10 protein-coding genes are annotated in these 26,612 nt (G+C 70.7%); 1 reads left to right on the top strand and 9 read right to left on the bottom strand.

Translation table 11 applies throughout. The features are described 5' to 3' along the window. Nucleotides 1-94: 94 nt before the first annotated feature. The 3 genes from MET9862_RS10115 to MET9862_RS10105 form a co-directional block, all read right to left on the bottom strand. A complete protein-coding gene (locus tag MET9862_RS10115; RefSeq protein ID WP_185156818.1) occupies nt 95-11,131 on the bottom strand; it encodes an Ig-like domain-containing protein in 11,037 nt (3,678 codons plus the stop codon). Between the two features lie 317 nt (nt 11,132-11,448). Further along, nucleotides 11,449-12,390 (bottom strand): LysR family transcriptional regulator, encoded by a 942-nt coding sequence (locus MET9862_RS10110; RefSeq protein ID WP_142582873.1) that lies wholly within the window; start codon nt 12,388-12,390, stop codon nt 11,449-11,451. Nucleotides 12,391-13,109: 719 nt separating this feature from the next. After that, nucleotides 13,110-13,493, bottom strand: coding sequence for a hypothetical protein (locus tag MET9862_RS10105; RefSeq protein ID WP_142582872.1), 384 nt, complete (start codon nt 13,491-13,493; stop codon nt 13,110-13,112). Nucleotides 13,494-13,627: 134 nt separating this feature from the next. Here MET9862_RS10105 and MET9862_RS10100 point away from each other — a divergent pair, with 134 nt between their 5' ends. Then, complete coding sequence (locus MET9862_RS10100; protein WP_185156817.1) at nt 13,628-16,375, top strand: sensor domain-containing phosphodiesterase; 2,748 nt, start codon at nt 13,628-13,630, stop codon at nt 16,373-16,375. Nucleotides 16,376-16,397: 22 nt separating this feature from the next. Here MET9862_RS10100 and MET9862_RS10095 read toward each other — a convergent pair whose 3' ends face one another. The 6 genes from MET9862_RS10095 to bcsS all read right to left on the bottom strand — a co-directional run bounded on the left by MET9862_RS10095 (nt 16,398) and on the right by bcsS (nt 26,393). Next, entirely contained in the window at nt 16,398-17,414 is a 1,017-nt protein-coding gene (locus MET9862_RS10095) for a hypothetical protein (RefSeq protein WP_142582870.1), read from the bottom strand. Then, complete coding sequence (locus MET9862_RS10090; RefSeq protein ID WP_142582869.1) at nt 17,411-19,378, bottom strand: tetratricopeptide repeat protein; 1,968 nt, start codon at nt 19,376-19,378, stop codon at nt 17,411-17,413. The genes MET9862_RS10095 and MET9862_RS10090 overlap by 4 nt, the downstream gene beginning before the upstream one ends. After that, nucleotides 19,363-20,517 carry a family 8 glycosyl hydrolase gene (locus MET9862_RS10085; protein WP_142582868.1) on the bottom strand — a complete coding sequence of 385 codons (1,155 nt, stop codon included), beginning with the start codon at nt 20,515-20,517 and terminating at the stop codon, nt 19,363-19,365. The genes MET9862_RS10090 and MET9862_RS10085 overlap by 16 nt, the downstream gene beginning before the upstream one ends. Then, entirely contained in the window at nt 20,514-23,072 is a 2,559-nt protein-coding gene (locus MET9862_RS10080) for a cellulose biosynthesis cyclic di-GMP-binding regulatory protein BcsB (protein WP_142582867.1), read from the bottom strand. The genes MET9862_RS10085 and MET9862_RS10080 overlap by 4 nt, the downstream gene beginning before the upstream one ends. A 63-nt stretch (nt 23,073-23,135) precedes the next feature. Beyond that, the gene (bcsA, locus tag MET9862_RS10075) at nt 23,136-25,577 is read right to left on the bottom strand and encodes a UDP-forming cellulose synthase catalytic subunit (protein WP_142582866.1); all 2,442 of its coding nucleotides are present in this window, start codon (nt 25,575-25,577) and stop codon (nt 23,136-23,138) included. Nucleotides 25,578-25,664: 87 nt separating this feature from the next. After that, nucleotides 25,665-26,393, bottom strand: coding sequence for a cellulose biosynthesis protein BcsS (gene bcsS / locus MET9862_RS10070; protein WP_244612656.1), 729 nt, complete (start codon nt 26,391-26,393; stop codon nt 25,665-25,667). Between the last annotated feature and the right edge of the window lie 219 nt (nt 26,394-26,612).

The following is a 26,612-nucleotide window of genomic DNA, read 5'->3' as shown; positions in this document are numbered from 1 at the left end:
GGCGATCCGATCGCTGCGGCGCCATGCATCGGGGAAGGAGCTGGGGTGGCCGGGCGCGGCCGTGAGGCGCGCGCCCGGCCCGGTCGGCGGCGCCTCAGATCGTCGCGCGGGCGTTCTCGAGGCTGTGGTGGAGGTAGAAGGACAGCGGATCGATGCCGGCCTGGGCCGCCTCGGGATGGCCTTCGAGGAAGGTGTTGGTGTCGAACGCGGCGCTCGGGTTGCGGCCCTGGAGCCAGCCGACCTCCTGGTAGTGGACGAGCGGGTTGGCACCCGAGGCGGCGACATCCGGATTGTTCTGGAGGTAGTAGGCCGTATCGAACAGCGGGTTCGGGTTGCGCAGTTCGCTCGCCCCGTAGGTGAGGTAGTGCTGGAGAGCGAAGGTGCCGGGGTTCTGGCCCCCGGGCACGGCGGCCGCGACGTCCGGGTTCTGCGCGAGGTAGAAGCCCGGATCGAAGGCGCCGATATCGGGGTTCGGCCCACGGGCGTCGCCCTCGTAGATCGTGCGCCCCTCGGCCTGACCGTATTGCAGGTAATGGGCGAGGGCGTTGACGCCTGCGGCCGCCACGTCCGGGTTCTCGTGCAGGTAGGTGACGGCGGTGAAGTCCGGTCCGGGAGTGCGCCCCTCCCGCTCGCCGCTCTGGAGGTAGTGGTCGAGCGGGTTGATCCCGGCAGCGGCCACGTCCTGGTTCTCGGCAAGGTATTCCCGCGTGTCGAAATAAGCGTTCGGGTTGCGGCCCTCCTTCCAGCCGAAGATCGCGAAGTGGACGTCGGCATCGACATGCGCGGCCCAGACGTCGTGGTTGTTGGCGTAGTAGAAGATGTCGTTGACGAGCGGGTTGTCGTCCCTGTTCTGCACCTCGCCGTCGGTGAAGCGCAGGGTGTCGATGCCGCTGATGTCCCGGGCGACGCCGTCCGGGCCGATCAGGACCAGTGCCTCACCCGAGAGCTCGACCCGCGCGTCGACGAGGGCGAAGTCGAAGGACGCGCTCCCCTGCGGGGCGTGGCCGTCGATGCGGATGTCGAGCGCCGCCTGCGCGCTCTGCCCCGCGTCTGTCTCTGCGGTGTAGGTGAAGTGCTCGAGGGCGCTCGCCCCGTTCAGGAGGTTGTTGGAGCCGATGGCTTGGTAGCTGTAGCTGCCGTCGGCTGCGACCGTCAGCGTGCCGTGCTGCGCGACGACGTGGGTGCTGCCTTCGCTCGGAACCGAGACCGTGAGGCCGTCGGCGAACCGGATCTCGGTCACGTGCAGGCCGCTGCCCGCATCGTTCGCGAGCAGGTTGCCGGTGACCGCCGGCGCATGCGCCACGGCCTGGTTGGCATCCGCCGCCAGGACAGGGGACGTGCCGCCCGAGCCGGCATCGACGACCAGGGAGACCTGGGTCGTCCCCTCGGCGCGGTTGCCGGCCGGATCCACCGTTCCGATGGTGAAGGTGTAGGACCCGTCCGACAGGGTCGGCACGTCGATGGACCAGCGGCCATCGGAGCCCACGGGCCCGGTGATCACGACCGGCCCGTCCGGCGTGTCGTAGGAGACTTCCACCGTGCTGCCGGGCTCGGCCGCGCCCGTGAGGGTCGGGCTGGAGTCGTGGACCGTGCCGGTCCCGTCATCGCCCACGACGTCCGTGATGGCGGGCGTCACAGGCGGCGCCGTGTCGATCACGATCCGGAACGGATCCGAGGGCGGGGAGACGCTGCCGTCCGCGGCGGTGGCGGTCGCCACCACGCTGTAGCTGCCGTCCGCCAGCGTCGGGAGCTCGACCTGCCAGGAGCCGTCGGCAGCCGCGGGCCCGCTCGCCGTGTGCGGCCCGGCCGCATCCGTGTAGGGGACCGTGACCGTCGTGCCGGGCGAGGCCGTCCCGACGATGACCGGCGTCGCGGCCGCGGGGATGCCGTCCCCGGGCGTGCCGGTATCCTCGATGATGCCGCCGATAACCGGGGCGCCGAGGAGGCCGCCGACCGTCCGCGAGGCCGGGGCGAGGGTGGCCGCATTGCCGGCCGCGTCGGCAATGTCGGAGCCCTCCGCGAGAGCGAGCGTCAGGCTGCCGCTCCCGGTGACGCCCGCCACGGTGACCGTGTAGGTGCCGCCCGAGCCGGAAACGGCGGTGATCGTTCCGCCGGCGCCGTTCGTGCCGGTGAGCACGAAGTCCTCGATGCCGACATTCGTCACCGTCTCGGGGAAGCTCACCGCATAGGTGAAGCTCGCCGCCGCCGGACCGCCTGCGGTGTCGGCGACCGCCGTACCGGCCGGCGCCAGGGTGTCGAGGCTGAGATTCGGCCCCGCGACCGTGCTGGGATTGCCGGCGGCGTCGGTGACGGTGAGGCTCGTCGTCACCGGACCGTCGAGCCCGCGCAGATCGGCCGTGTAGGTGCCGTCGGCGCCGACCGCCACGCTGACCACATGGCTGCCGTCGCTGAACACCGCCGTCCCGGTGGCACCGGCACCGAACCCGGCCACGGTGAAGCCCGTGGCCGCCGCCTCGGCGGCGTTGAGGATCCCATCCGCCGTCGTCGCCACGGTGAAGGTGACGGGCGCGGCGGTGTCGATGACGACGGTGACCGGAGCGGAGGGCGTGCTGGCATTGCCGGCCGCGTCGGTCAGCTGCACGGCGAGATCGTGCGGGCCCTCGGCGAGCGGATTGGTCGGGCTGACGCTGAAGCTGCCATCCGCGCCGACCGTGGCCGTGCCCACCGGGTTCGTCCCGTCGAGGAGCGTCACCGTGCTGCCGGGCTCACCCGTGCCGGTGATGGCCGGCGTGGTGTCCGCCGTCGTCCCGCCGCCGCCGGTCACCACCGGGGCGATAGGGGCAGTGGTGTCGACGACCACGGCGACCGGGGTCGATGTCGCGCTGACATTGCCCGCCGCGTCGGTCAGCTGCACGGCGAGGTCGTGCTGCCCCTCGGCGAGCGGATTGGTGGGGCTGACCGTGAAGCTGCCATCCGCGCCGACCGTGGCCGTGCCTACCGGATTCGTCCCGTCGAGCAGCGTCACCGTGGCGCCGGGCTCGCCCGTGCCGGTGATGGCCGGCGTGGTGTCCGCGGTCGGACCGGCACCGCCAGTCACCACGGGGACGAGGGGCGCGGCCGTGTCGATCGTGATCGCGACCGGGGCCGAGGCCGCGCTGACATTGCCTGCCGCGTCGGTCGCGGTGGCGGTCAGGCTGTAACTGCCGTCTCCCAGCGCGGTCACCGGGGTGAAGCTGAAGGCGCCGTTGGCGTCGGCGACCGTGGTGCCGAGCACCGTTCCGCCGTCGCTGATCGTGACGGTGCTGCCCGCTTCCGCCGTGCCGGTGAGCGTCGGCGTGGTGTCATTGGTCGGGCCGAGCGGCGCCAGGACCGGAGCCGCCGGCAGGCTGGTATCGACGACGACGCCGACCGGGGCTGAGGGCGTGCCGACATTGCCGGCGGCGTCCGTGAGTTGCACGGAGAGGTCGTGCGAGCCCTCGGTCAGGGGATTGGTCGGGCTGACCGTGAAGCTGCCATCCGCGCCGACCGTGGCACTGCCCACCGGTGTCGTGCCGTCGAGCAACGTCACCGTGGCGCCGGGCTCACCTGTGCCGGTGATGGCCGGCGTGGTGTCTGCCGTCGCTCCGCCGCCGCCGGTCACCACCGGAACACCGGGAGGTGCGGTGTCGATCGTCACCGCGACGGGGGCTGAGGGTGCGCTCACCTGGCCGGCCGCGTCCGTGGCAGTGGCCGTCAGGCTGTAGCTGCCATCGGCCAGCGGCGTGGCCGGGGTGAAGCTGAAGGCGCCGTTGGCGTCGGCGACCGTGGTGCCGAGGACGGTCCCGCCGTCGCTGATCGTGACCGTGCTGCCCGCCTCGGCTGTGCCGGTGAGGGTCGGGGTGGTGTCGTTGGTCGGGCCGAGCGGCGCCAGGACCGGTGCATCCGGAGGGCCGGCATCGATGACGACGGCGACCGGGTTCGAGGGCGCGCTGGCATTGCCGGCCGCATCGGTGAGCTGAACCGTCAGGTCGTGCGGGCCCTCGGCCAGCGGACTGGTCGGGCTGACCGTGAAGCTGCCATCCGCACCGACCGTGGCTGTGCCCACCGGTGTCGTGCCGTCGAGCAGCGTCACCGTGCTGCCGGGCTCACCCGTGCCGGTGATGGCCGGCGTCGTGTCGGTGGTCGCTCCGCCGCCGCCGGTCACCACCGGGACGAAGGGCGCAGCCGTATCGACGACGAGGCCGACCGGGCCGGAGGCCGCGCTGACATTGCCCGCCGCATCGGTCGCGGTGGCGGTCAGGCTGTAGCTGCCGTCGCCGAGCGGCGTGGCCGGCGTGAAGCTGAAGGCACCGTTGGCGTCGGCGACCGCCGTGCCGATGACGGTCCCGCCGTCGCTGATCGTGACGGTGCTGCCGGCTTCCGCCGTGCCGGTGAGCGTCGGGGTATTGTCGTTGGTCGGGCCGAGCGGCGCCAGGACCGGCGTCCCGGGCGCGACCGAATCGACGAGGACGCTGACCGGGGTCGAGGGCGTGCCGACATTGCCGGCCGCGTCCGTCAGCTGCACGGCGAGATCGTGCTGGCCCTCGGCGAGCGGATTGGTCGGGCTGACGCTGAAGCTGCCATCCGCGCCGACCGTGGCACTGCCCACCGGTGTCGTGCCGTCGAGGAGCGTCACCGTGCTGCCGGGCTCACCCGTGCCGGTGATGGCCGGCGTGGTGTCCGCCGTCGTCCCGCCGCCGCCGGTCACCACCGGGGCGATAGGGGCAGTGGTGTTGACGACCACGGCGACCGGGGTCGATGTCGCGCTGACATTGCCCGCCGCGTCGGTCAGCTGCACGGCGAGGTCGTGCGGGCCCTCGGCGAGGGGATTGGTGGGGCTGACCGTGAAGCTGCCATCCGCGCCGACCGTGGCCGTGCCTACCGGATTCGTCCCGTCGAGCAGCGTCACCGTGGCGCCGGGCTCACCCGTGCCGGTGATGGCCGGCGTCGTGTCCGCGGTCGGACCGGCACCGCCGGTCACCACGGGGACGAGGGGCGCGGCCGTGTCGATCGTGATCGCGACCGGGGCCGAGGCCGCGCTGACCTGACCGGCCGCGTCGGTGGCGGTCAGGCTGATCTGGTGGCTGCCGTCACCGAGCGGCGTGGTCGGCGTGAAGCTGAAGGCGCCGTTGGCGTCGGCAACCGTGGTGCCGAGCACCGTTCCGCCGTCGCTGATCGTGACGGTGCTGCCCGCTTCCGCCGTGCCGGTGAGCGTCGGCGTGGTGTCGTTGGTCGGGCCGAGCGGTGCCAGGACGGGCACGCCCGGTGCGGTGATGTCGACGATGACGGCGACCGGAGCGGAAGGCGTGCTGACATTGCCGGCCGCGTCCGTGAGCTGGACCGTCAGCGCGTAGGAGCCCTCGGCGAGCGGGTTGGTCGGGCTGACGGTGAAGCTGCCATCCGCGCCGACCGTGGCACTGCCCACCGGTGTCGTGCCGTCGAGCAGCGTCACCGTGCTGCCGGGCTCACCCGTGCCGGTGATGGCCGGCGTGGTGTCCGCCGTCGTCCCGCCGCCGCCGGTCACTGCCGGGGCGATAGGGGCAGTGGTGTCGATGACGACGGCGATCGGGGTCGAGGCCGCGCTGATATTACCCGCGGCATCGGTCAGCTGCACGGCGAGGTCGTGCTGCCCCTCGGCGAGGGGATTGGTCGGGCTGACCGTGAAGCTGCCATCCGCGCCGACCGTGGCCGTGCCTACCGGATTCGTCCCGTCGAGCAGCGTCACCGTGGCGCCGGGCTCACCCGTGCCGGTGATGGCCGGGGTGGTGTCCGCGGTCGGACCGGCACCGCCAGTCACCACGGGGACGAGGGGCGCGGCCGTGTCGATCGTGATCGCGACCGGGGCGGAGGCCGCGCTGACATTGCCTGCCGCGTCGGTCGCGGTGGCGGTCAGGCTGTAGCTGCCGTCTCCCAGCGCGGTCACCGGGGTGAAGCTGAAGGCGCCGTTGGCGTCGGCGACGGTGGTCCCGAGCACGGTCCCGCCATCGCTGATCGTCACCGTGCTGCCGGCTTCCGCCGTGCCGGTGAGCGTCGGGGTGTTGTCGTTGGTGGGATCGAGGGGCGCCAGGACCGGAGCCACCGGCGCGCCGGAATCGATCGTCAGGGTGATTCCGGCTGAGACCGGGCTGACATTGCCCACCGCGTCGGTGGCCGTCGCGGTGATCACGTTCGGGCCGCTGCCGAGCGCCGAGCCCGGCGTGAAGGTCCAGGTGCCCGCGCCGTCCGCCTGGACGGTGCCGATCGCGTTTCCGTCGTCCAGGATCGTGACGATGCTGTTGGCCTCGGCCGTGCCGGCGATGGTCGGCGTGTCGTCGGCGCTGATGCCGGCCGGGGTGGTGATGACCGGGGCGGCGGGCGCGGTGGTGTCCACCAGCACGGTGATGGCGGCGGAGACGTCCGAGCCGTTGCCGGCCGCATCGTGGGCGATGGCCGTGAGCGTCGCGGTGCCTTGCGGCAGGGGCACGCCCGTCGTGATGGTGAAGCTGCCGTCGGCAGCCGCCGTGGCCGTGCCGAGAACCGTGCTGCCGTTGTAGAGCGTGACCGTGCTGCCCGCCTCGGCGGTGCCGGTGACGGTCGGCGTGGCGGAGGCGATCGCACCGGGCAGGTCGGCGAGGACGGGGGCCGGCGGCGCGGCCGTGTCGACCTCGAGCGCGACCGGTGCGGAGGTGCCCGACAGGTTGCCGGCCGCATCATACGCCGTCGCGGTCAGGGTGACGGTCCCGTCGGCGAGCGCGGTGGTCGGCGTCAGCGCGTAGGTGCCGTCGGCGCCCGCCACCACGGTGCCGAGGGCCGTGCTGCCGTTAAAGACCGTGACCGTGCTGCCCGCCTCGGCGGTGCCGGTGATGGTCGGGGTCGAATCGCCCGTGACCGCCGGGAGGCCGGTGATGGTCGGCGTAGCCGGTGCAATCGTGTCGACCGTCAGCGCGACGCTGGCGGAGACGGGCGAGAGGTTGCCAGCCACGTCCCGTGCCTGGGCGGTCAGGGTCGCGTCGCCGTCGGCGAGCGGGGATGCGGGCGTGAAGGCGAAGACGCCGTTCCCGTCGGCGACGGCGGTTCCGAGGACGGTGCCGCCGCTGCTGATCGTGACCGTGCTGCCCGCCTCGGCGATCCCGGTGATGGTCGGCGTTGCGTCGTCGGTGGGGCTCGGGAAGCCCGTCAGCGTGGGTGCGGGTGGCGGAATGGTGTCGACCAGGACGGTGAGAGGCGCCGCCGGCGAAGCGGTTCCGCCGGGGCTCGTGGCCGTGACCGTGAGGGCGTTGCTGCCCTCGTTGAGCGGGGTCGTGAGCGCGATCGAGAAGGTGCCGTCCGCGGCCACCGTGCCGCTGCCGACCAGGGTGCCGCCATTGAAGATCGCGATCGCATCACCCGCCGCAGCCGTGCCGGAGATGACGGGCGTGGTGTCGCTGGTCGGCGGGACATAGTCGACGCCGGGCGCGCCGGGCACGCTGGTATCGACGGTGAGCGCCACCGCGGCCGAGGCCGGCGAGAGGTTGCCGGCCGCGTCGCGCGCGGTCGCCGTCAGCAGGAGATTGCCGTCCGGCAGCGGCGCGGCGGGCGTGATCGAGAAGGTGCCGTCCGCGCCCGCGACCGCGGTACCGAGCACCGTGCCGCCGTTGAACAGGGTGACGACGGCCCCGGCCTCGGCGGTGCCGGAGATGGTCGGCGTGCTGTCGCCGGTGATCCCGGGCGGCGTGAGAGCCGGCGCGGCGGGTGCGGCGGTGTCGATCGTCAGCGGCACCGCCGCCGAGACGCCGGAGACGTTGCCGGCCGCGTCCGTGGCGGTTGCGGTCAGGCTCGTGGTGCCGTCCTGGAGGGCGACGTTCGGCGTGAAGGCGAAGCTGCCGTCGGCGCCTGCGACCGCCGTGCCGAGCACGGTGCCGCCGTTGAGGATGGTCACCGTGGCGCCGGCCTCGGCGGTGCCGGTGATGGTGGGCGTCGCGTCATTCGTCGGTCCGAGCGCCGTGAGGGTGGGCAGGCCGGGCGCCGTCGTATCGATGTCGAGCGTGACGGCCGCCGAGGGTGAGGAGACGTTGCCGGCGGCATCCGCAGCGGTCGCGGTCAGGCTGATCGGGCCCTCGGCCAGGGGCGTCGCCGGTGTGAATGTGAAGCGGCCGTCGGGCGCGGCGAGGGCCGTGCCGAGCACCGTCGTCCCGTCGAGGATCGTGACGGTGGCGCCGGCCTCGGCGGTGCCGGTGATGGTCGGCGTGGTGTCGTTCGTCGTTCCGGCGGGGTCGATGACCGGGGCGCCGGGCGCGGCCGTATCGACGGTGAGCGCCAGCGCGGCCGAGACCGGCGAGACGTTCCCGGCGGCGTCGCGCGCGGTCGCCGTCAGGCTCGCCGCGCCGTCGGCCAGGGCCGTCGTCGGCGTGAAGGCGAAGCTGCCGTCGGCCGCGGCGACCGTGGTGCCGAGCACGGTGGTGCCGTTGAGGATCGTCACCGTGCTGCCGGCCTCGGCCGTGCCGGTGAGCGTCGGGATCGGATCGTTCGTCGGCCCGAGGGGAGTGAGCACGGGGGCAGCGGGCGCCATGGTGTCGATGGTGACGGACACCGCCGCCGAGGCCGCCGAGACATTCCCCGCGGCGTCGCGCGCGGTCGCCGTCAGGCTTGCCGTGCCATCGGCCAGGGCCGTCGTCGGGGTGAAGGCGAAGCTGCCGTCGGTCGCGGCGACCGTGGTGCCGAGCACGGCGGTGCCGTTGAGGATCGCCACCGTGCTGCCGGCCTCGGCCGTGCCGGTGATGGTCGGGGTCGCGGTGTTCGTCGGCCCGAACGCGGCAATGGCCGGCGCGCCCGGCGCGGCGGTGTCGATGGTGAGCGAGACCGCTGGCGAGATGCCGGAGACGTTGCCGGCGACGTCGCGAGCGGTCGCCGTCAGGCTCAGGGTGCCGTCCGGAAGTGCCGTGGCCGGCGTGAAGGAGAAGGTGCCGTCGGCGGCCGCGATCGTGGTGCCGAGCAGCGTGCCGCCGTTGGAAATGGACACGGTGCTGCCGGCTTCCGCCGTGCCGGTGATGGTCGGGGTCGAATCGCTCGTCGGCTGGAGTGCCACGAGGGTCGGCAGGCCGGGTGCGGCGGTATCGACCATGAGCATCGCCGCCGCGGAGGTGGCGGAGACGTTGCCGGCCGCGTCGCGCGCGGTCGCCGTGAGGCTCGCCGCGCCGTCGGCCAGGGCCGTCGTCGGCGTGAAGGCGAAGCTGCCGTCGGCCGCGGCGACCGTGGTACCGAGCACGGCGGTGCCGTTGAGGATCGTCACCGTGCTGCCCGCCTCGGCCGTGCCGGTGATGGTCGGGGTCGCCTGGTTCGTCGCGCCGATCGGGTTGATGGCCGGCGCGGCGGGCGCCGTGAGGTCGAGGGTGACGGCGAGGGCCACCGACGCGGGCGAGATGTTGCCCAACGCGTCGCGCGCGGTCGCGGTCAGGCTGTAGGTGCCCTGGCTCAGGGGCGTCGTCGGCGTGAAGGAGAAGGTGCCGTCGGCGGCCGCGACCGCGGTGCCGAGCACGGTGGCGCCACTGAGGATGGTGACGGTCGCGCCGGCCTCGGCCGTGCCGGTCAGGGTCGGAGTCGAGTCGTTCGTCAGGCCGCCCCCGGCCGTGAAGATCGGCGCGCCGGGCGCGGTGGTGTCGATGGTCAGGGCGACCGGGGACGAGGCCGTGCCGACATTGCCGGCGGGATCGCGCGCCACTGCGGTGAAGGTGTAGCCGCCGTCCGCGAGGGCCGTGACCGGCGTGAAGCTGTAGCGGCCGTCGGCGCCCGCCGTCGCCGTGCCGAGGGCGGTGGTGCCGCTGAAGATCGTCACCGTGCTGCCGGCCTCGGCCGTGCCGGTCAGGGTCGGGGTGTTGTCGGCCGTGGCGGCGACGCCCGCGCTGAGCGTCGGTGCCGCGGGCGCGGTCAGGTCGATCACCGTCGCCGTCGTTGTGGAGCGGGCGCTGACGTTGCCGGCCAGGTCTGTCGCCGTCGCCGTGAGGGTGTAGCTGCCGGCGGGCAGAGGCGTCGTCGGCGTGAAGCTGTAGCTGCCGTTGGCGGCCGCCACCGTCGTTCCGAGCACAGCGGTGCCGTTGAGGATCGTCACGGTGCTGCCCGCCTCGGCCGTGCCCGTGATGGTCGGCGTCTGGACGTTGGTCAGCGCCGGGGCGACGACGGTCGGGATGCCGGGGGCGGTGGCGTCGATCGTCACGCCGAGAGTTGCGGAGACGGGGCTGACATTGCCGAGGGCGTCGCGCGCGGTCGCGGTCAGGCCGTAGCTGCCCTCTCTCAGGGCCGTGGTCGGCGTGAAGCTGAAGCTGCCGTTGGCAACCGCCACCGTCGTCCCGAGCACGGTGGTGCCGTCGAGGATCGTCACGGTGCTGCCCGCCTCGGCCGTGCCCGTGATGGTAGGGGTCGTATCGTTGGTAAGGCCACCGCCGGCGGTGAAGACCGGCGCCCCCGGAGCCGTCGCGTCGATCCGAAGGCCGACGGCGGCCGAGGCGGCGCTGACATTGCCGGTCGCATCCGCCGCCCGGGCGGTGAAGTTGTAGGTCCCGTCGGGGAGTGGCGTCGTCGGCGTGAAGCTGTAGCGGCCGTCGGCGCCCGCGGACGCCGTGCCGAGGGCGGTTGTACCGTTATAGATCGTCACCGTGCTGCCGATCTCGGCCGTGCCGGTGAGGGTCGGCGTGTTGTCGGCCGTGGCGGCGAGACCCGCGCTGAGGGTCGGCGCGAGGGGGGCGGTGGTGTCCGTGGTCACGACGTCGTCGATCGCGAAGCCGACGCCGATATTCACGTCGAGCACGTTCCGGGAGAAGACGCGCACCTCGGTGATGTTCTGCCACTGGCTTCCCGTGAAGGAGACAGGCTGGTCGCCGATGCCGACCAGATTGCCGACGACTTGCGTGGCGACCTGGACGCCGTCTCGATAGCCGACGAAGACGGTGCTGCCGATGGCGGAGACATCCCGGTCGATCACCAGGCTGTTCAGCGTGAAAGCGGTGCCGGAGGCCTGCGAAATCGAGAGGTAGCCGGTGGTCGAGTTCAAGCCGAGCACAGCATCGCCGAGCAGCTCGCGCTGAACGCCGAGCGTGCCGGTCGCGGCACCTGCATTCGTGCGCAGCGCATAGACGTATCCGCCGATGGTCAGCGGGTTGCCCGAGGCGCCGACGGAATCATCAAAAGTCTGCGTAGCCATCTGCAAGTACCTGCTCAGTTTCCATGGCCCCGATTTCGGAGCACTGGGGCTCATTAACTGACTATTAGGAGATATTTTCCGGACCAATAGTCAGCGATTTCGCCAAGAAAGCTGGAGCAGTCTTTGCTGTATCGACAGGCGTCTTGCTGGAAATGACCTTTCCACGAAATGGATGGAACCCGCACAGGCCGGGCGGGCGCGGCAGTTCTCCCGTATCCCCCTGTCGGAACGCGCGGATCCGCCCGCTCCGGTTGGCCGGAGAGGCGGTTCGGGATCTCAGCGGGGACGTGCTTCGGCGCGGCCGCCCGTTCGGGCGGTCAGCCAGCCTCCGCCCGGCGCATGACCGGGTCACTGGCGCGGCGGCTCTCGCCGAAGGCCGTGCCCAGGCGCGGCACCAGGAAATCGATGAAACACCGCACCTTCGCAGGCACGAGGCGCGAGGTCGTGACCACGAAGACGTCCGTCGCGGGGGTGGCCCAGTCGGCCAGGATCCGCTCGAGCCGGCCCGCCTCGAGGTCGCGTTCGACATCGTTGAGGCTCAGGGCCGCGATACCGCGCCCGGCCAAAGCCAGATGCCGGATGAGACTGAGGCTGTTGCAGGACAGGCGCCCGCTCACCTGCGCCGTATGGATCTCCTTACCGCGGCTCAGCAGCCAGGCCGCGCTTGGCGCCGACAGGAGAATCTCATGTCGCGAGAGGCTGCCGGGATGATCGGGGCGACCATGAGCGCGCAGATAATCCGGTGCGGCAAAGAGGCCGTTCTCGATGGAGCCGACCTTGCGCACGATGACCGAGGCCTCGCGGGGGACTTCCGTGCAGATGGCGAGATCGTAGCTTTCCTGGATCAGATCGACCGCTGCGGAGCGCAGGTCCAGATGGACATGAACCTGCTCGTGCTGCTGCGCGAAATCGGAGGCGATGGCGGACAGATGCCGTGTGACCCAGAAATCGGTCGGGGCGGCGACGGTCAGCTGGCCGCTTGGCCCTTTCGCCTGGGCGACCAGATCCTCGAAGCTGCGCTGCGCATCCTCGACCACCCGTGTCGCCTGCACGAGATAGGCCTCGCCATAGGCGGTGAGGGCAAGCTTTCGCGTGGTCCGATCCAGCAATCGTACGCCGATCGTGGCCTCGAACTGCGTGATCCTTCGCGATAGCGACGAGATCGGCATGTCGAGCGCGTCCGCGGCCCGGCTGAAGCTCTTGCGCTTTGCCACCTCGACGAACAGGGCTAGGTCACGCAAGACTTGCGGGTGCGACATCTAGCTGCGACTTTCTGCGGATCAACGTGGGCGGCAGTACCCCGTGGGCGACTACAACCAGAGGTAGCAAACATGCCGCAAACATCAACCTACTCCATTGAGCAAGATTTTCTGAAATATAAATCTTGGTAAAATGTTACTTAATCTGCCTTATATTCGAGCAATCTTACCGCGGTACGCAAAAATACTTCCTTATCTGCAGAGTGGCGTCGAAAATCTCGACAAACCCATACAGATTTTCTGCGCTATGCTGCGCCCCGGTCTGGGCGGATATCAATACTGGTCAAGCGGCATTGCTCTCCTCAGTGAAAACGCCATCCTGCGCGCCCCACCCATCAGAGGGTTCGTCGACCCCGCCACGGCCCAGCCCGTGGCTGCACAGATGATCCGGCCAATCCGGATCGATGAATAGACGGCCAGGACCTGCCGGGGATCCGATGCACCTCTTGGAAGGGAGAATGGAGCACCCCGCACATACTACCATCACAGGTTGCGCATATCCCTACTGAATCACTAAGGATTGAAATGTCATCGTGAGAAATGGCATCCGATATCCCAGTCGTCAGGAACGATCCGACCCAAAAAAGCAGCGGCCTGATTCAGAGCAGGCTAGCCAGCCAAGTCTTGCAGCGGATCATTCTCTGAATTTCGTCCGCAAGCGTACCCAGACCGGCGCAGATGAATGCTTTTTTGCATGCAATGCGTGCAGCGTGATCGCATCAATGGCGGAAGTGCGAATTTGAATAGGCGTCACGCCTCAATTCCTCATAGATCGGATCACCAGACATTAACGCTACTGCTTGATCCGGATTGAACCAATTGGCGTCGACCGACATCCATTTACAACCTGTGATCATATTCGATGATGTCGGAGTGGAGCAATGGCGCATTCCATATTCGTCCGTGAGATCGTGGAGGGTTGCCGCAAGCCACCCCAACTTCTCGCCTACGATATCGGCAGTCAGCACGAAGCGAGAAGCCTCGTTCAGGGCATTGCGACCTCCTACAAGGAGCACGGCGAACATTTCAATTCTGGACTGTGCTGGTTCAAGCTCGATGGCAAAACCTACGAGCTCTATTGCTGGGATCACTAGGCGTCCCACGCTCAGATCATGGATTCCGTCGCATCAAACGCCGCCGGGCGAACGCGACAGCCCGGCGCGACGACTGCACGGACGTCGAGCGTAACCGAGAGGATCTTGTGATCGTGCCGCCATATCCGACTGGGGCCGCGCGCATGGCTGGCGCCGAGACCTTCGACATGCTCAACACGGCGGCCGAGCCTCAATTCGACGCGGTGTGCCGGATCGCGGCCCATCTCTTTCGGGCTCCGATCGCCATCATACCACTTGTCGTTGAGACACGGCTTCTCTTCAAAGCGCGGTTCGGCCTCGACGTCGATAGTTGCGAACGCGAGGCCTCCTTCTGCGACCTGACCATACGGGGCGGTCGCGGCCGGGCTCTCGTCGTTCCCGATCTCGCGCAGGATCCGCGCTTCGCGGAGAGCCCTCTCGTGCGGGGACCGCCCCATGCGCGCTTCTACGCGGGCGTGGCGCTCGGGCTCGATGCCGAATCCTGCGTCGGCACGATCTGCGTCATGGATCGGGCGCCCCGCTTCGATTTCACCGACGAGCAGGTGGCGCAGCTCAAGGACCTCGCGCAGATCGTCGAGGCGCACCTGCGGTTGCGTGACGCGCGCCTCGCCAGCGAGCGCGAGATCGAGCGGCGGCGGCGGGTGGAGGCGCTGCTCACCGAGCGGGAAGCGCGCCTGCGCGCCGCCCACACCGCCCGCGCCATGGCCGAGCGGACGGCCTGCTTCGGTCACTGGTCGATCGATCTCGCCGATGGGACGGTGCAGTGGTCGGACGGGATCTCGCGGATCTTCGATCGCAACCCGTCCCTGAAGCCCCTCAGCCTCGCCGAGCATCTGAGCTTCTACCACCACGAGGATCGCCTCACGCTCCACGGCCGCCTCCTCGCGGCGGCAGCCGATCCAGGCCATGCGGATATCACCTACGAACATCGCTCGCGGATCCTCCGTCCGAGCGGCGAGGAACGGATCGTCTCGGTGCACGGGGTCATCGAGCGTGATGATGCCGGGCAGGTCACGACCCTGCACGGGGTCTGCCTCGACGTGACGGATCACGTCCACGCCGAACGGCAGCAGCGCGAGACGCTCGAATTGCTGCGCACGACCCTCGAGACGATGGACCAGGGTCTGCTGATGATCGGCCCGGACGACCGCATCGGCGTGCTCAACCGGCGGGCTCACGACCTGCTCGGCCTGCCGGACGACGTCCTGCACGAAGGCGCGTCCTACACCGATGTGCGGGACCACCAGGCCCGTGCGGGCGAGTTCGCCCGGGCCTCGACGGAGCTGCGCCGCTGCCTCGAGACCGAGAGCCTGCAGAGCACGCCCTTCGTCTACGAGCGCGAGCGTCCCAACGGGCTCATCCTCGAGGTCCGGTCGGCGCCGCTCAGCACGGGCGGGCAGGTGCGCACCTTCACGGACATCACGGATCGGAAGCGGCGCGAGGCGGTCATCGAGCACATGGCGCGCCACGACGCGCTGACGGGCTTGCCCAACCGACGCCTGTTCCACGAGACGCTCGGTCAGGAACTGGCGAAGATCGGGAGCGGCGGCGAAGTGGCCGTGCTCTGCTGCGACCTCGACCGGTTCAAGGCCGTCAACGATACGTTCGGGCACTCGGCCGGCGACGCGCTCCTGCGCGAGCTCGCCCGGCGCCTCCTCGCCGTGCTGCGGGAGGAAGATCTCGTCGCCCGGCTCGGCGGCGACGAGTTCGCCATCATCCTGCCGATCCAGGGTCGATCGGACCTGGCGCGCACGGTCGCTGCGCGGGCCATCGAGGCCGTGGGCCAGCCGCTTGAGATCGAGGGTCACCTGACGAATGTCGGTCTCAGCATCGGCATCGCGGTCGCTCCGCGCGACGGGGCCGAACCGGAGCAGCTCTTCAAGAACGCGGACATCGCCCTGTATCGGGCGAAGGAGGCAGGCCGAAACACCTTCCGCTTCTACGAGCCCGCGCTGGATGCGCAGATCGTAGCCCGCAACTTCCTCGAACTCGATCTGCGCGAGGCCGTGCATTCCGGCGGCATGACGCTGCGCTACCAGCCGATCTTCGACCTCGCCACCGGCCGCCTGTGCGGCTTCGAGGCCCTGCTGCGCTGGTTCCATCCGCGGCGAGGCATGATCTCCCCCGCCGAATTCATCCCGCTCGCGGAGGAGACGGGCCTCATCGTCTCGATCGGCGAGTGGGTCCTGCGCGAGGCGTCCAGCGAGGCGGTGGACTGGCCTTCCGACCTACGGGTCGCGGTCAACGTGTCCTCGATCCAGCTCCGCAGACCGGGGCTCGAACAGGCCGTCCTCGGCGCGCTCGCCGCATCGGGCCTGCAGCCGGGGAGGCTCGAGCTCGAGATCACGGAGAGCGCGATGCTCGTCGACGCGGATGGCGTCTTCGCCTGCCTCGGGCGCCTGCGCGGCATGGGCGTGCATATCGCGCTCGACGATTTCGGGACCGGCTTCTCGTCGTTGAGCCACCTGACCCACTTCCTGTTCGACAAGATCAAGATCGACTGCTCGTTCGTGCGTCGCATCGATGAGCCGATCTCGGCGGCGGTCGTGCGGGCGGTGACCGGCCTCGGCGCCCAGCTCCACGCCACCGTGACCGCGGAAGGGGTGGAGACCGTGGAGCAGCTCGACCGCGTGCGGCAGGCGGGATGCACGCAGGTGCAGGGCTATCTGTATGGCGGCCCGATGACGGCCTCCGAGGCGCGCGCCTTCATCCAGGCCGGCGCCTCCGCGCGCGGCGATGTGCAGGCGGCCCGGTTCGGTCCACGTCCGGCGCCCGCGTCGGCCGAACCCGCATCGGTGCTGGCGGGCGCTCGCCGCCTGCCATCCCATACGCGGCGGGCCGCGTCCCCGTCGGAGAGGGAGCCCGAACGGGCGGATGCGCCCGGGCCCTGACGGAGGCGGGAACGGCGCTGGACTACCAGCCGAAGGGCGGCGGCGTCTGGCCGCGGGCGGCCTGGCCCGATGCGTTGGACGACCGGTCATCCGGGCGGACCGGCGACGGCACGGCCTGCGCTCGGGGCACGGCGCGCGGCTCGCTCGGCGCAGGCCCCGGATCCGCCAGGTAGCGGGGCTGCTGAGGCGCGCCCATGGCGGCCGGACGGGGGATGGATACGGGGCTCGCCTGCGCCGGGTTCTGGATCGCCGGAGGCGCAAGGTAGGCGGGACCGGTTCCCGAGGGCGGCAGGCTGATCAGGGTCCGGTTGTCGTTGATGGCGACGCTCGGGGAGGCCGGCGCCGTCCTGGGCGGCCGCGGCTCGGCCGGGGCGGGAGCGGGAGCGGCCGTGACCACTTTCGGCCGCCGCGGCGCGGCCCGCGCCGGCTCGCCGTCACGCATGCCGAGCCGGACGCGCAGGAGGGGGCCGACCAGAGCATCCTCCGAGGCCGACGCCCGCGCGCAATGCTTCACGCGCAGGGAGGCGGAGAATGGCCCGCCGTTCAGGCCAGGACGGCCGAGATCGACCCCGCGGAGATCGTCGATCCACTGCCAACCATAGGCGCAGCGCCCGCTGACCGCGATGCCGATCTGCCCATAGGCGTTGTGGAACGGCTGTTTCAGGACGCGGTAATCGCCACCGAGGGCGGCGAGCTCCGCAGCGATTCCGGCCCGGGTCGGCTTCTCGACCCTGGGGATGCCGGCCTGTCGGCTCACCACGACGAGGTCGGCGAAGCCCGCCGTTCCGGCATAGGTGATCTGCTGGCGCAGGCCGCCGGCGAGGCGCGTCTCCTGCAGCGTGCCGGGACCGCTCTGGGGCACGGTGATCAGCGGAGTCCGTGCCGACACGTCCCCGACGCTGAAGGCGGTATCGAGATGCCGCACGTCCGCGCGCTGCCCCGAGGCGGTGGTGCAGGCCGTGAGCAGCGACCACGCCAGCAGCGCGACCGCGTGCTGCGGAGCGAGGCGAGGCCAGGCGGCAGACGCGGTGCGGCTCATCGGTCCTGTCCCGTAAGGCGAGCGGTGCCGCGGCCGGCATTCGCGGCCGTGTCGAACGGGGAGAAGCGGTCCCCGTCGCGGGTCTGGGTGACGTTGAGGCCGCCCGTCGCCACTGCGAGATCGGTCTGAGCCAGCGTGCCGGCCGGAGGATTCGGCAGGCCCGCCGGCAGGCTCGCCTGGTCCTTGCCGGTCCACCCGGGCAGGAGCGTGTATCCGTAGCGCTCGTAGGGCATGGAGCCGACGCCGATGACCCGTCGCGCGATCAGCGGCTGGGCCGAGCGGACCTCCTCCAGATACTCGCGCGTCCGCTTCGTGCCGGCCGGCGGCTCCGGGAAGCGCAGCGGATTCTCCGCCGCGACGGCGATCGGGAACTCGCTGCGCTTGACCGGCAGGCCCGTCGGCTGAACCTGAGCTTGCTGGCCGGGCTTCGGCACGCGGCTCGCCCGCGCGGCGGGGGCCGCGGCCTGAGGCTGCGCTTCGGCACGGACCGGCGCGCACGGGCTCGTATCCCGGGCCTGGGGATCGGGAACCGTGAAGGCGAGGTCGACCACCTTGGGGAACAGGCCGTCGTAGCGGTTCACGACCTCCCAGTAGTCGTGCATGCGCTTGAGGCGCGAGAGAGCGAGGGCGTAGCCCAGCACGGAGCTCTCGCGGGGCTTCCAGGCGACGGCCCGCTGGAACCAGTCCGCGGCCGCCTCGAACTGGCAGGCATTGTAGGCATACCAACCGAGCGCCTGGGCCCCCTCCCCCGTGCCGAGGGTGAGGACGACCTTGGCGAACCGGTCGAGCCGGGCCGGCTCCAGGGAGGAGCCGGCGCCCCAGGCGAGCTGGCGCTCCACCAGATCGATGTAGAGGGCGGTATTGGTCACGGAGGGGCCGCGCCAGGCGAAGGCGACCTCCTCGGCCTCACGCTCCTGCCCCATCTCGCGCAAGGCGAGCACCTGGCCGGTGGCGACCGTCGCGTCGCCGCCGCGGGCCAGCGCCGTCTTGAACCACTCGAGCGCCTCTCGGAACTGGCGCCGGTGATAGGCGTACCAGCCGAGCAGGCTGAGTTGTCCCGGATCCCTCAGCTTGCGGGCGGCCTCGCCGAGCGCCGCGAGGTCGCCGGGCTCCACGGGGCCGACCGCCTCGCCGCGCAGGATCGCGGCGATCCGGGCCCGGGTCACGTCAAGCTGGATCGGACGGAACTCGCTCATGCCGTCGGCGGCCTTCTGGCCGAGCGCGAGCAGCGGCTCGACCTGCCCCATCGGCAGCACCGACATCGCCTTCTGGATCGTGGCGAGCCGCAGGGCCGTCTCGGGATGGCTCGTCAGGATGCTGCGATAGAAGGCGACGGCCTGGGCGACGTCGCCCGTTCTCGCGTAGGCCTCCGCAACGATCCAGGCGATGTCGATGTCGAGGCTGCGCACCGCCTCCGGCTCGGCTCTCACCCGAGCCAGAACCTCGTTCCAGGCGCCCTCGCGGGCCGCCGCCTTCGCGGCATTGCGGAAGGTCCCGCGATTGAACTTGCGCGCGAGTTCTTCCGAGGGCCGCCAGCTCGGATCAGCCGCCTGGCGGGAGGTGATCGCCGTCCGCAGGTCGTCGAAGCGGCCGGCCGTGAAGAGGTCCCACATCGCCGCCTCTTCGGGCGGGCTCGGCTTCAGGGTATCGAGGTCGCTCGGCACCACCCAGTTCGGATGGCGACGGCGCAGCCGCGCGATCTCGGCCTGGACACGGTCGGTCTGCTTCTGGGCGGCGTAGAAGCGCAGCGCGCTCTCGTCGACAATCTCGACATCCCCGTTTCTGGGCTCGGCCGAATCGAGGATCACGGGCGCGCGCCGCTCGTTCAGCTGGACGACCCCTGGCTGGGGCGCCGTCTCGGCTCTCGTCTCGCCCGCCGCCGTCAGGACGGCCAGGAGCGCGCCGGCGAGTGCAGGTCCGGCCCAGGCCCGATCGGGCCGGTGCCGCTTCAGCGCCCGAGGCATGACAGGTACCTCACGTTCGCGGTCGCGATCGCCAGCAGCTGCAGCGTCGCCGGATAGTAGTTCTCGGATGGGGCGATCTCGCTGAAGCCCGGGGGCAGCGCGGTGCCGGTCGCCGCGCAGGCCGCGATCGCCGGAATCGCCCCGTAGCCGGGCTCCTGGAAGCGGCCGGCGACCGCGTTCGTCTCCGTGTCGATGACCGGCATCCCGCTCGGGTCGGACGTCGCCCACAAACGCAGGAAGGGCTCGTAATACCGACGGTCCGTGATCCCGGCCATCGCGAGATAGAGCGGAATGCGCACCGCGTTGTAGGAGAACACGGTGGGGAAGCCGCTCGCCGGCTTCGGCGTGCCTCCGCGCATCGAGATCCACTCCGTCGGAAGCTGCGCCTGCCCGAACCGGGCGCGCAGAACCAGATCGAGGCCGTTCGCGCTGAGCCGGGCCCACTCGAATTCCGGTGCCACCGCGGCGAGCCGGGCGAAGGCCGGGAAGATCCAGTAGGACAGGTTGGCCACCGGCCCGTCCGTCCGATCCTCGGCGGAGAAGCCGCTCATGCCGGGCAGGAGCAGCGGCCCGCCCTCGACGCGGAACAGCACGGTGCGGCGGGCGATGTCGACCGCGAGGCGCCGCGCGGCCAGCCGGTATCCCTCGTCGGCCCAGCCATCGGCAGCCTCGGCCAAAGCCCAGGCCACGAGGATGTCGCCGTCGGTCGCGTTGTTCATGTCGGCGACGCCCGGCCGCTTGTCCGGCTCCCAACGCCAGGCCAGCAACGCGTCCTCGCGCACCATGAGATTGGCGCGGGTCCAGTCCCAGATCCGCCGGAAGGCGTCCTTGTCGCCCGCCGCGACGGCGAGCAGCATGCCGTAGCCCTGGCCCTCGCTGTGGCTGATCCGCCCGTTCGCGGTGTCGACGACGCGGCCCTGATCGGTCACGAAGCGGGCCTTGTAGCTGCGCCAGCCCGGACCGTCGGCGAGGGCGTTCAGCATGCGGCCGGCCTCCTCCGGGCGCGCCTTCGGCGCCGCTTGGGTCGCGGACGGCGGCTCGGCCTGATCCTGCCCGCGCCCAACCTCCTGCGCGCGTCCGAGAGGCGCCAGCGCCACGAGGGCCAACCCGGCGGCGGCCAGCAGGTGCGATCGCTTCATCGTGACGCCTCGCCGGTCTCGGTCTCGGTCCCTGCGGCGGCTCCCTGCCGGCCGGGATTGCTGCGGCCGACGCCGCGCAACATCGCCGTCGTGCTCAGCCCGAGCGTGACCGCCGCCGCGAACAGGATCAGCGCGAAGAAGGTCGGGTTGGTGGAGAACCACCCGGCCATGACGAGCCGCATGTTCTCGAAGCTGCCGCCGCCCGTCTCGAAGAACGCGGCCTGCTTCGCCTCGTACTGCGCGAGCGTCCCGGTATCGGCGTCGAGGGAGACGGTGCGCCCCTCCAGCCGGTTCCAGATCGCGGGCGCCGTGAGACAGATCGCCGAGGCCGCGAGCGTCGCAGCGTTCGGAGCCGTGAACACGGTCACCAGGCTGTTCATGTCCCGGCCGGACACACCCTGGCTCACCACGAGCGAGGCCTGCGGACCGATCTCGATCTCCGGCTCCTGGACCTGATTGCTCAGCCAGGCCGCCGTCCCGCGGAGGGCGCCCTCGGTCGCGGTGGCGAACCGGCTCGAGAGGTCGGACACGTAGCCGCCCACCGTGTTCTGCGGCCGGACGGCGACGCTCCAGGCGGAGGCCAGTTCTCGCCCCTCGTTATCGGCCGAGGATACGCGGATGCGCTGGCTCGCCGCCACGGCGTTGCGCGGGGCGGCCGCCGGCAGGGCGCAGGCCGGCAGCACATTGCTGCGCAGGCGATCGAGGCTCAGGCCGTCGACGACCGCCTCGCGCACGGTCTCCGTCGCTTGGCCGGCCGCCGCGCGGCCCTGCCAGATCTGCCGGATCTGATCGGGATTGAGCCCGACGGCGCGCAGGGTGTCCGGATCGAGCGCGCGGGCCGGGGCGACGACGATCGTCGGCGTGTGGCGATTGCGGCCCTGATCGGCGACCAGCTCGAAATCGATGGCGCGATTGGCGGCCAGCGCCATCTGGACGACGATCGTCGCGGCCGCGGCCATCGCGTCGCGATCGGGCGCGGGCACGACCAGGCGTGGACGCCGGTCCTGGGCGAGCCTGGGCACGTCGCCGAGGGTCGCAGCCAGATCGGGCAGGCGCACGGCCCGGGCGAGGTTCGGAATCGTCAGCGTCGAATCGCTCAAGAACAGGAAGCGCTTCCGCTCGGTACCGTCCTCGCAGACCCTGTCGTTCTGGGCGGGCAGGAAGGCGCTGACCTCGATCCTGTTGCGGCCGGGCCGCCAGCGGCCCAGCGGCAGGGCGAGTTGCGCATCTTGGAAGACATCGCCGCCCGAGCGCGGCATCGGCAGGCTCGCGACGTTGCGGCCGTTGATGTCGACGATGACCTGAGCGCCGACATCGAGCCCGGCCGCGTAGCCGCCGGCCAGACGCAGGTTGACCTTGGCGTAGTCGGCCGGGACGAAATCGGTCGGCAGCACCACGTCGAAGCCCGTCCGGAACAGGCGCCCGGCGAACTCCCGGTTGCTCACGCCGAGCGCGGAGAGCCGCAGGGTCTCGCCGCCCCGGGTCGGCACGCCGCGCGCCAGGGCGAAGGCCTGCAGGCCCTGCGGGCTCCCGACCGGCTCGGCCGCCGCGGCCGCCCGCAGGGCCTGGATCGCGGCGTCCATCTCGGCCGGGCCGTCGCCGGCCAGGACGAGGGTCAGCGGCCGATCCGCCTGGGCCGGCTCGATGGACAGGGGCTGCGACCCGGCGGCCTCCGCCTGCGCTCCGCCCACGACGAGGTTCAGGCCGGCGCGTCCCGACAGGGCCGGCCCGAAATCGACCGCGACCTGGCTGTAGCGCCCCGCGAGCGCGATGTGCTGGAGGACCGCGAGGATCCGCTCGAAGCCGGCGAAGGCCGGCCGGTTGCCGAGGACCACGCGGATCGGAACGATCCCCCGGGCATCGGGCATCACCGCCGGCAGGCCGCGCAGGCCGCCCGCCTCGGTCGCCTGGGGGACCACGAAGCCGGTCCAGGACGGATCGATCTGGGTCCACAATTCGAAGGTCGCCTGCAGGGAGCAGTCGACGCGATGCCGCTGGGATCCGGCGATCGTCACGGCGTTGTAGCCCGGCTTGAGCAGACCCGGCGGCACCTCGAACTCGATGATGCGCACGGCGCCGGGCGCCTTGATCTCGGTCCGGCCGATGACGACGTCGTTGACCGACGCGGTCAGGAAGGATTCGTGGGGGACGACGGAGATCGCCGACAGGTAGCCGATGCGGAACCGCAGGCGTTCCCGGGTCTGGGCATCGGTCAGGTAGACCGGCCATTGCAGGCTGCTTTCCTCGCCGCTCAGGCGCAGGCTGCCGCCCACGGCCGGGAGCGGCCGCTGCGGCACGGGCAGAGCGGTCGTCGCGGCCACCGGCTCGGCGACGTCCGGCCGCACCGGCCGCAGCGGAGCCGGGTCCGGGGCCGGCTGCGCCTGAGCGGCGGCCGGATCCGCATTCGGCACGGCCAGCGCCCGCGGCGCCCCGGAACCGAGGAAGCTCTGCGCATCCGCCCCGGCCCCGAGAAGCAGGAACCCGGCGGAGGCGAGCAGCCCGAAGCCCAGGCGGCGGCTGGCACGGCGACGGTCTTTGAGGGCATCTGCGGACATGGGACGCCTCTCTGACAGGCTCGCGGGGGCGGCAGGATAGCGGAAACGGTCGCGCATCGCGGATCAGCCGGCGGTCGCGTTGTTCGACGCCGGAAGATCGGAGGAACGCCGGCTCCGCTTGTGCGCCAGCGCGGCGTTCTCCAACTCGAGCATCATCTGCAACCAGCTCGACGTGGCCTCATCCGGCTCGGCGGCCCGGACGCGGGGCGCCGCCTCGGCGCGCGCGGCCATCGGCTGCGGGACGACCTGTGCCGGGGTGGGCTCCGGGACCGGGGCATTGAGGCGGCGGCGCATGCCGACCGTGCGCGGCACCGGCACGTCCTGGGCCGCCTCGGTCGCGCGGCGCGTCTCGGCGCGGGCCGACAGACAGGAGAGGACACGGAACGGGCCGATCAGCCCCCACCAGATGAACTGGAGCGTGCCCGTCAGCAGGTCCTTGTGCGTGCGGCGACGCTGCTGGAAGCGGGTCATCGCGCCGGCGTCGCCGTACATGAGGTCGGCCAGAGCGAAATAGGCCTGCGGCGGCAGCGCCTCGAAGGCGAGGTCGCAGACCGATTCCTCGCCCGCCGCCGTCACGCCCGCGACCCGGACCGGGATCGCCGAGATCTCGTCGGTGGGCATCGCCCAGTGCGGGCGCACGGACAGGGTGCCCGAGAAGCTGTCGTCGCTGCGGCGGACCGGCAGAACCGCATCCATGCGCACGCGGCAGCGCGCGCTCGAAATCCGGTCCACGGCGACGTCGATCGCCATGCCGTTGATGGTCAGGACCGCCTTGCGGTCGACCGCAAGCGAGGGCGACTTCTCGGTCTGGCGCCGCTCGGCCGCCACACCGAGCGCGGCGCCGGCCGTGAGCAGGCCGAACAGGTTCCAGAGCCCGACGACGAGCATCAGGTTCGTGATGCCGGGCTCGAACAGGTAGCGATAGGTCGCGACCACCATGCCCGCGAGCAGGACCGCGTAGACGAGGATGTAGGGCAGCGCGAGCGGCGAGAGCTGATCGTGGTCGAGCGAGACGTTCTTGGCGGTCACCTTGAACTGCGGCTTCCTCGGCGAGAGGATCACGGCCGCCGTCGCCTTGATCAGGAACAGGCCCTGGACGTACTCGTAGAGTTCCGAGACGAACGGCCAGCGGACCCGGCCGTAGAGATAGTTCTGCATCATCAGGTTCACGGCGATGTAGGTCGCCGTGTAGGCGATCGCTTCATCGACGTTGGCGACGACGATCTTCATGTCGAAGAAGATGTACAGCAGCGGCGCCACCATGAAGATCAGACGCGGCAGCGGGAAGAACCAGAACGTCATGCTCGACATGTAGCAAAGCCGCTGGATCGGCTTGAGACCCGACTTGAACAGCGGGTTCTTCAGGAGCATGATCTGGAGCATGCCCTGGCACCAGCGCGAGCGCTGGCCGATGAAGTCCGACAGCGTCTCGGGCTGCAGCCCAGCGATCAGAGGCTTGTCGACGTAGACGCTGGTCCACCCGCGCGAGTGCAGCTCGAAGGCAGTCTCGCAATCCTCGGTGATCGTCACGCCCGAGAAGCCGCCGGCCTCCTCCAGCGCCGCGCGGCGCAGGAGCGCGGCCGAGCCGCAGAAGAACGAGCCGTTCCACTTGTCGAGGCCGCACTGGCTGATCGCGTAGAACATCTCGTTCTCGGACGGCATGCGGTCGAAGGTCTGCAGGTTCCGCTCGAGCGGGTCGGGGTTGAGGAAGGCGTGCGGGGTCTGGACCAGGAACAGCTTGGGGTCCCGCGCGAAATGGCCGATCGTCTCGCGCAGGAACGAGCGGAACGGCACGTGGTCGGCGTCGAGGACGACGACGATCTCGCCCGTGGCGTGCCGCAGGCCGTTATTCAGGTTGCCGGCCTTCGCGTGCACGTTGCGCGGGCGGGTCAGGTAGCTGACGCCGAGATCGTCGCAGAGCGCTTGCAGCACCTGACGGCGCGCCCGCGCCTCCGCCGCTTTCGCGGAGTCGGTGTCTGAGCACTTCTGGTCGGTGCCCCCGTCGTCGAGGAGCCAGACCGTCAGCTTGTCGGCGGGATAGTCGATGGCGCGCGCCGCCGCGAGGGTCGTCGCCAGGATGTGCCGGTCCTCGTTGTAGCTCGGCACGAAGATATCGACGGTGGGCAGGTCCTCATCGTCCCCGGCCGGCGCCGGGACGCGCACCAGCGGGTCCGCATTCACGACGAGGCTGACGGCCAGAATGTAGAAGCAGTACAGTTCCGCCGCGAGCAGGATCAGCCCGGCTCCGAAACCGAACGGATCGCTCATCGGCGGCAGCGTGCTCGACAGGCGCCAGTAGAGGTAGCGCAGCACCACCAGGCTGCCGACCGCCAGGAACATCGACCGGGCCACCCGCCCGCGCCCGAACACCCACAGCAGTGCCATCAGCACGATCGCGCCGAGGCTCAGCTCGAGCTGCGCGGGCGTTCCGATCGGCTGCGCCAGAAGCAGGAGCACCACGATCGCGCTCGACAGCCAGATGGTTCGGACCAGAAAGGCCGGCACGGTACGACTCCAGGGTTCAAGGGCATCGTTCGGGCCCGACGAGGCCCGGGATCCCGCGCGGCGGGCCGACCCGCGCGGTGAAGGGCCTCAGAAGGCCATGCGGCTCTCGATGCTGGTGTAGTACCCGCCCTTGCGGACACGGTCGTAGGCGTAGCCGGCGCCGACGGAGAACTTCATCGGTCCGAGCGCGAAGCCGGTCAGATGACCGCCGACGCGCCAACTGTTGAAGAAGTCGTCGCCGAGCAGGGTGGCTTCCGGTCCGATGAACACGCCGTTGAAAACGGCGAAGCCGGCCCGCGCACGCACGTAATAGGCGTTGAATTGCGTCGAGTACGACGCATTGACGGCGTAGAACTGGTCCGGCGTCGGATTCAGGTAGATGTCGGCCGCCACCTTCCCGCCGATGCCCGTGCCGACGACGGGGTTGCCCGGATCGAGGATCGAGAGCTCGTTGTTGCGGACGTTGAAGCCGACATAGCCCGCGACCGCGGCCTGCTGCCAGATCCACTCGTAGCCGAACAGGACCGATCCCTCCTGCTGCACGCCGCGGACGGTCTGCCCGGTGACGGTGCCCGGATAGGTGTAGGTGCCGGCGACACCCTGGAGCCGGACGCGCGGACCGCTGTCCAGGAGCGTATTGACCGGCGCGATCGTCGCCGTGACCGCGCCGAAGGCGGAGCTGTTCGACGTCACGGTCGCGGCGGCGTCGATGGCCACGATCCAATCGTCCCGCGGGATCTCGCGCTCGGCCCCAGTGTACCAATCGGCCGCGACAGCGGTCTGAGCGCTCGTCCCGAGCGCCAGCGCTGCGAACACTGGAATCAGCTTGGCTGCATTAGAAGACAACGGTCTTCCCCGAATAGGATGCCTGACGCGACCGATGCCGCCCTGCCAGAGGAGTCGCCCCGTAGTTAACAAATGGTTAACGCAGCGTTTTTGTCTGGATTATATCCCCCTCAGACAGCTATTGATGCAATGTAGCAACAGCTCGCATCTGCAGAAATCAGACCAGTTTCTATGCGCGCCTGAGTATTA

The sequence above is a fragment of the Methylobacterium symbioticum genome, from assembly GCF_902141845.1.
Taxonomy (GTDB): Bacteria; Pseudomonadota; Alphaproteobacteria; order Rhizobiales; family Beijerinckiaceae; genus Methylobacterium; species Methylobacterium symbioticum.
Note: the sequence above shows the minus strand (reverse complement) of the source record. Positions and strands in the feature narration are given on the sequence as shown.

Bases quoted from the DNA above. Each gene is read 5' to 3' on its own strand.
- MET9862_RS10100 (WP_185156817.1), top strand. From the start codon at position 13,628: ATGGCTGGCGCCGAGACCTTCGACATGCTCAACACGGCGGCCGAGCCT.
- MET9862_RS10110 (WP_142582873.1), bottom strand. From the start codon at position 12,390: ATGTCGCACCCGCAAGTCTTGCGTGACCTAGCCCTGTTCGTCGAGGTG.
- MET9862_RS10115 (WP_185156818.1), bottom strand. From the start codon at position 11,131: ATGGCTACGCAGACTTTTGATGATTCCGTCGGCGCCTCGGGCAACCCG.
- MET9862_RS10085 (WP_142582868.1), bottom strand. From the start codon at position 20,517: ATGAAGCGATCGCACCTGCTGGCCGCCGCCGGGTTGGCCCTCGTGGCG.
- MET9862_RS10095 (WP_142582870.1), bottom strand. From the start codon at position 17,414: ATGAGCCGCACCGCGTCTGCCGCCTGGCCTCGCCTCGCTCCGCAGCAC.
- MET9862_RS10090 (WP_142582869.1), bottom strand. From the start codon at position 19,378: ATGCCTCGGGCGCTGAAGCGGCACCGGCCCGATCGGGCCTGGGCCGGA.
- MET9862_RS10080 (WP_142582867.1), bottom strand. From the start codon at position 23,072: ATGTCCGCAGATGCCCTCAAAGACCGTCGCCGTGCCAGCCGCCGCCTG.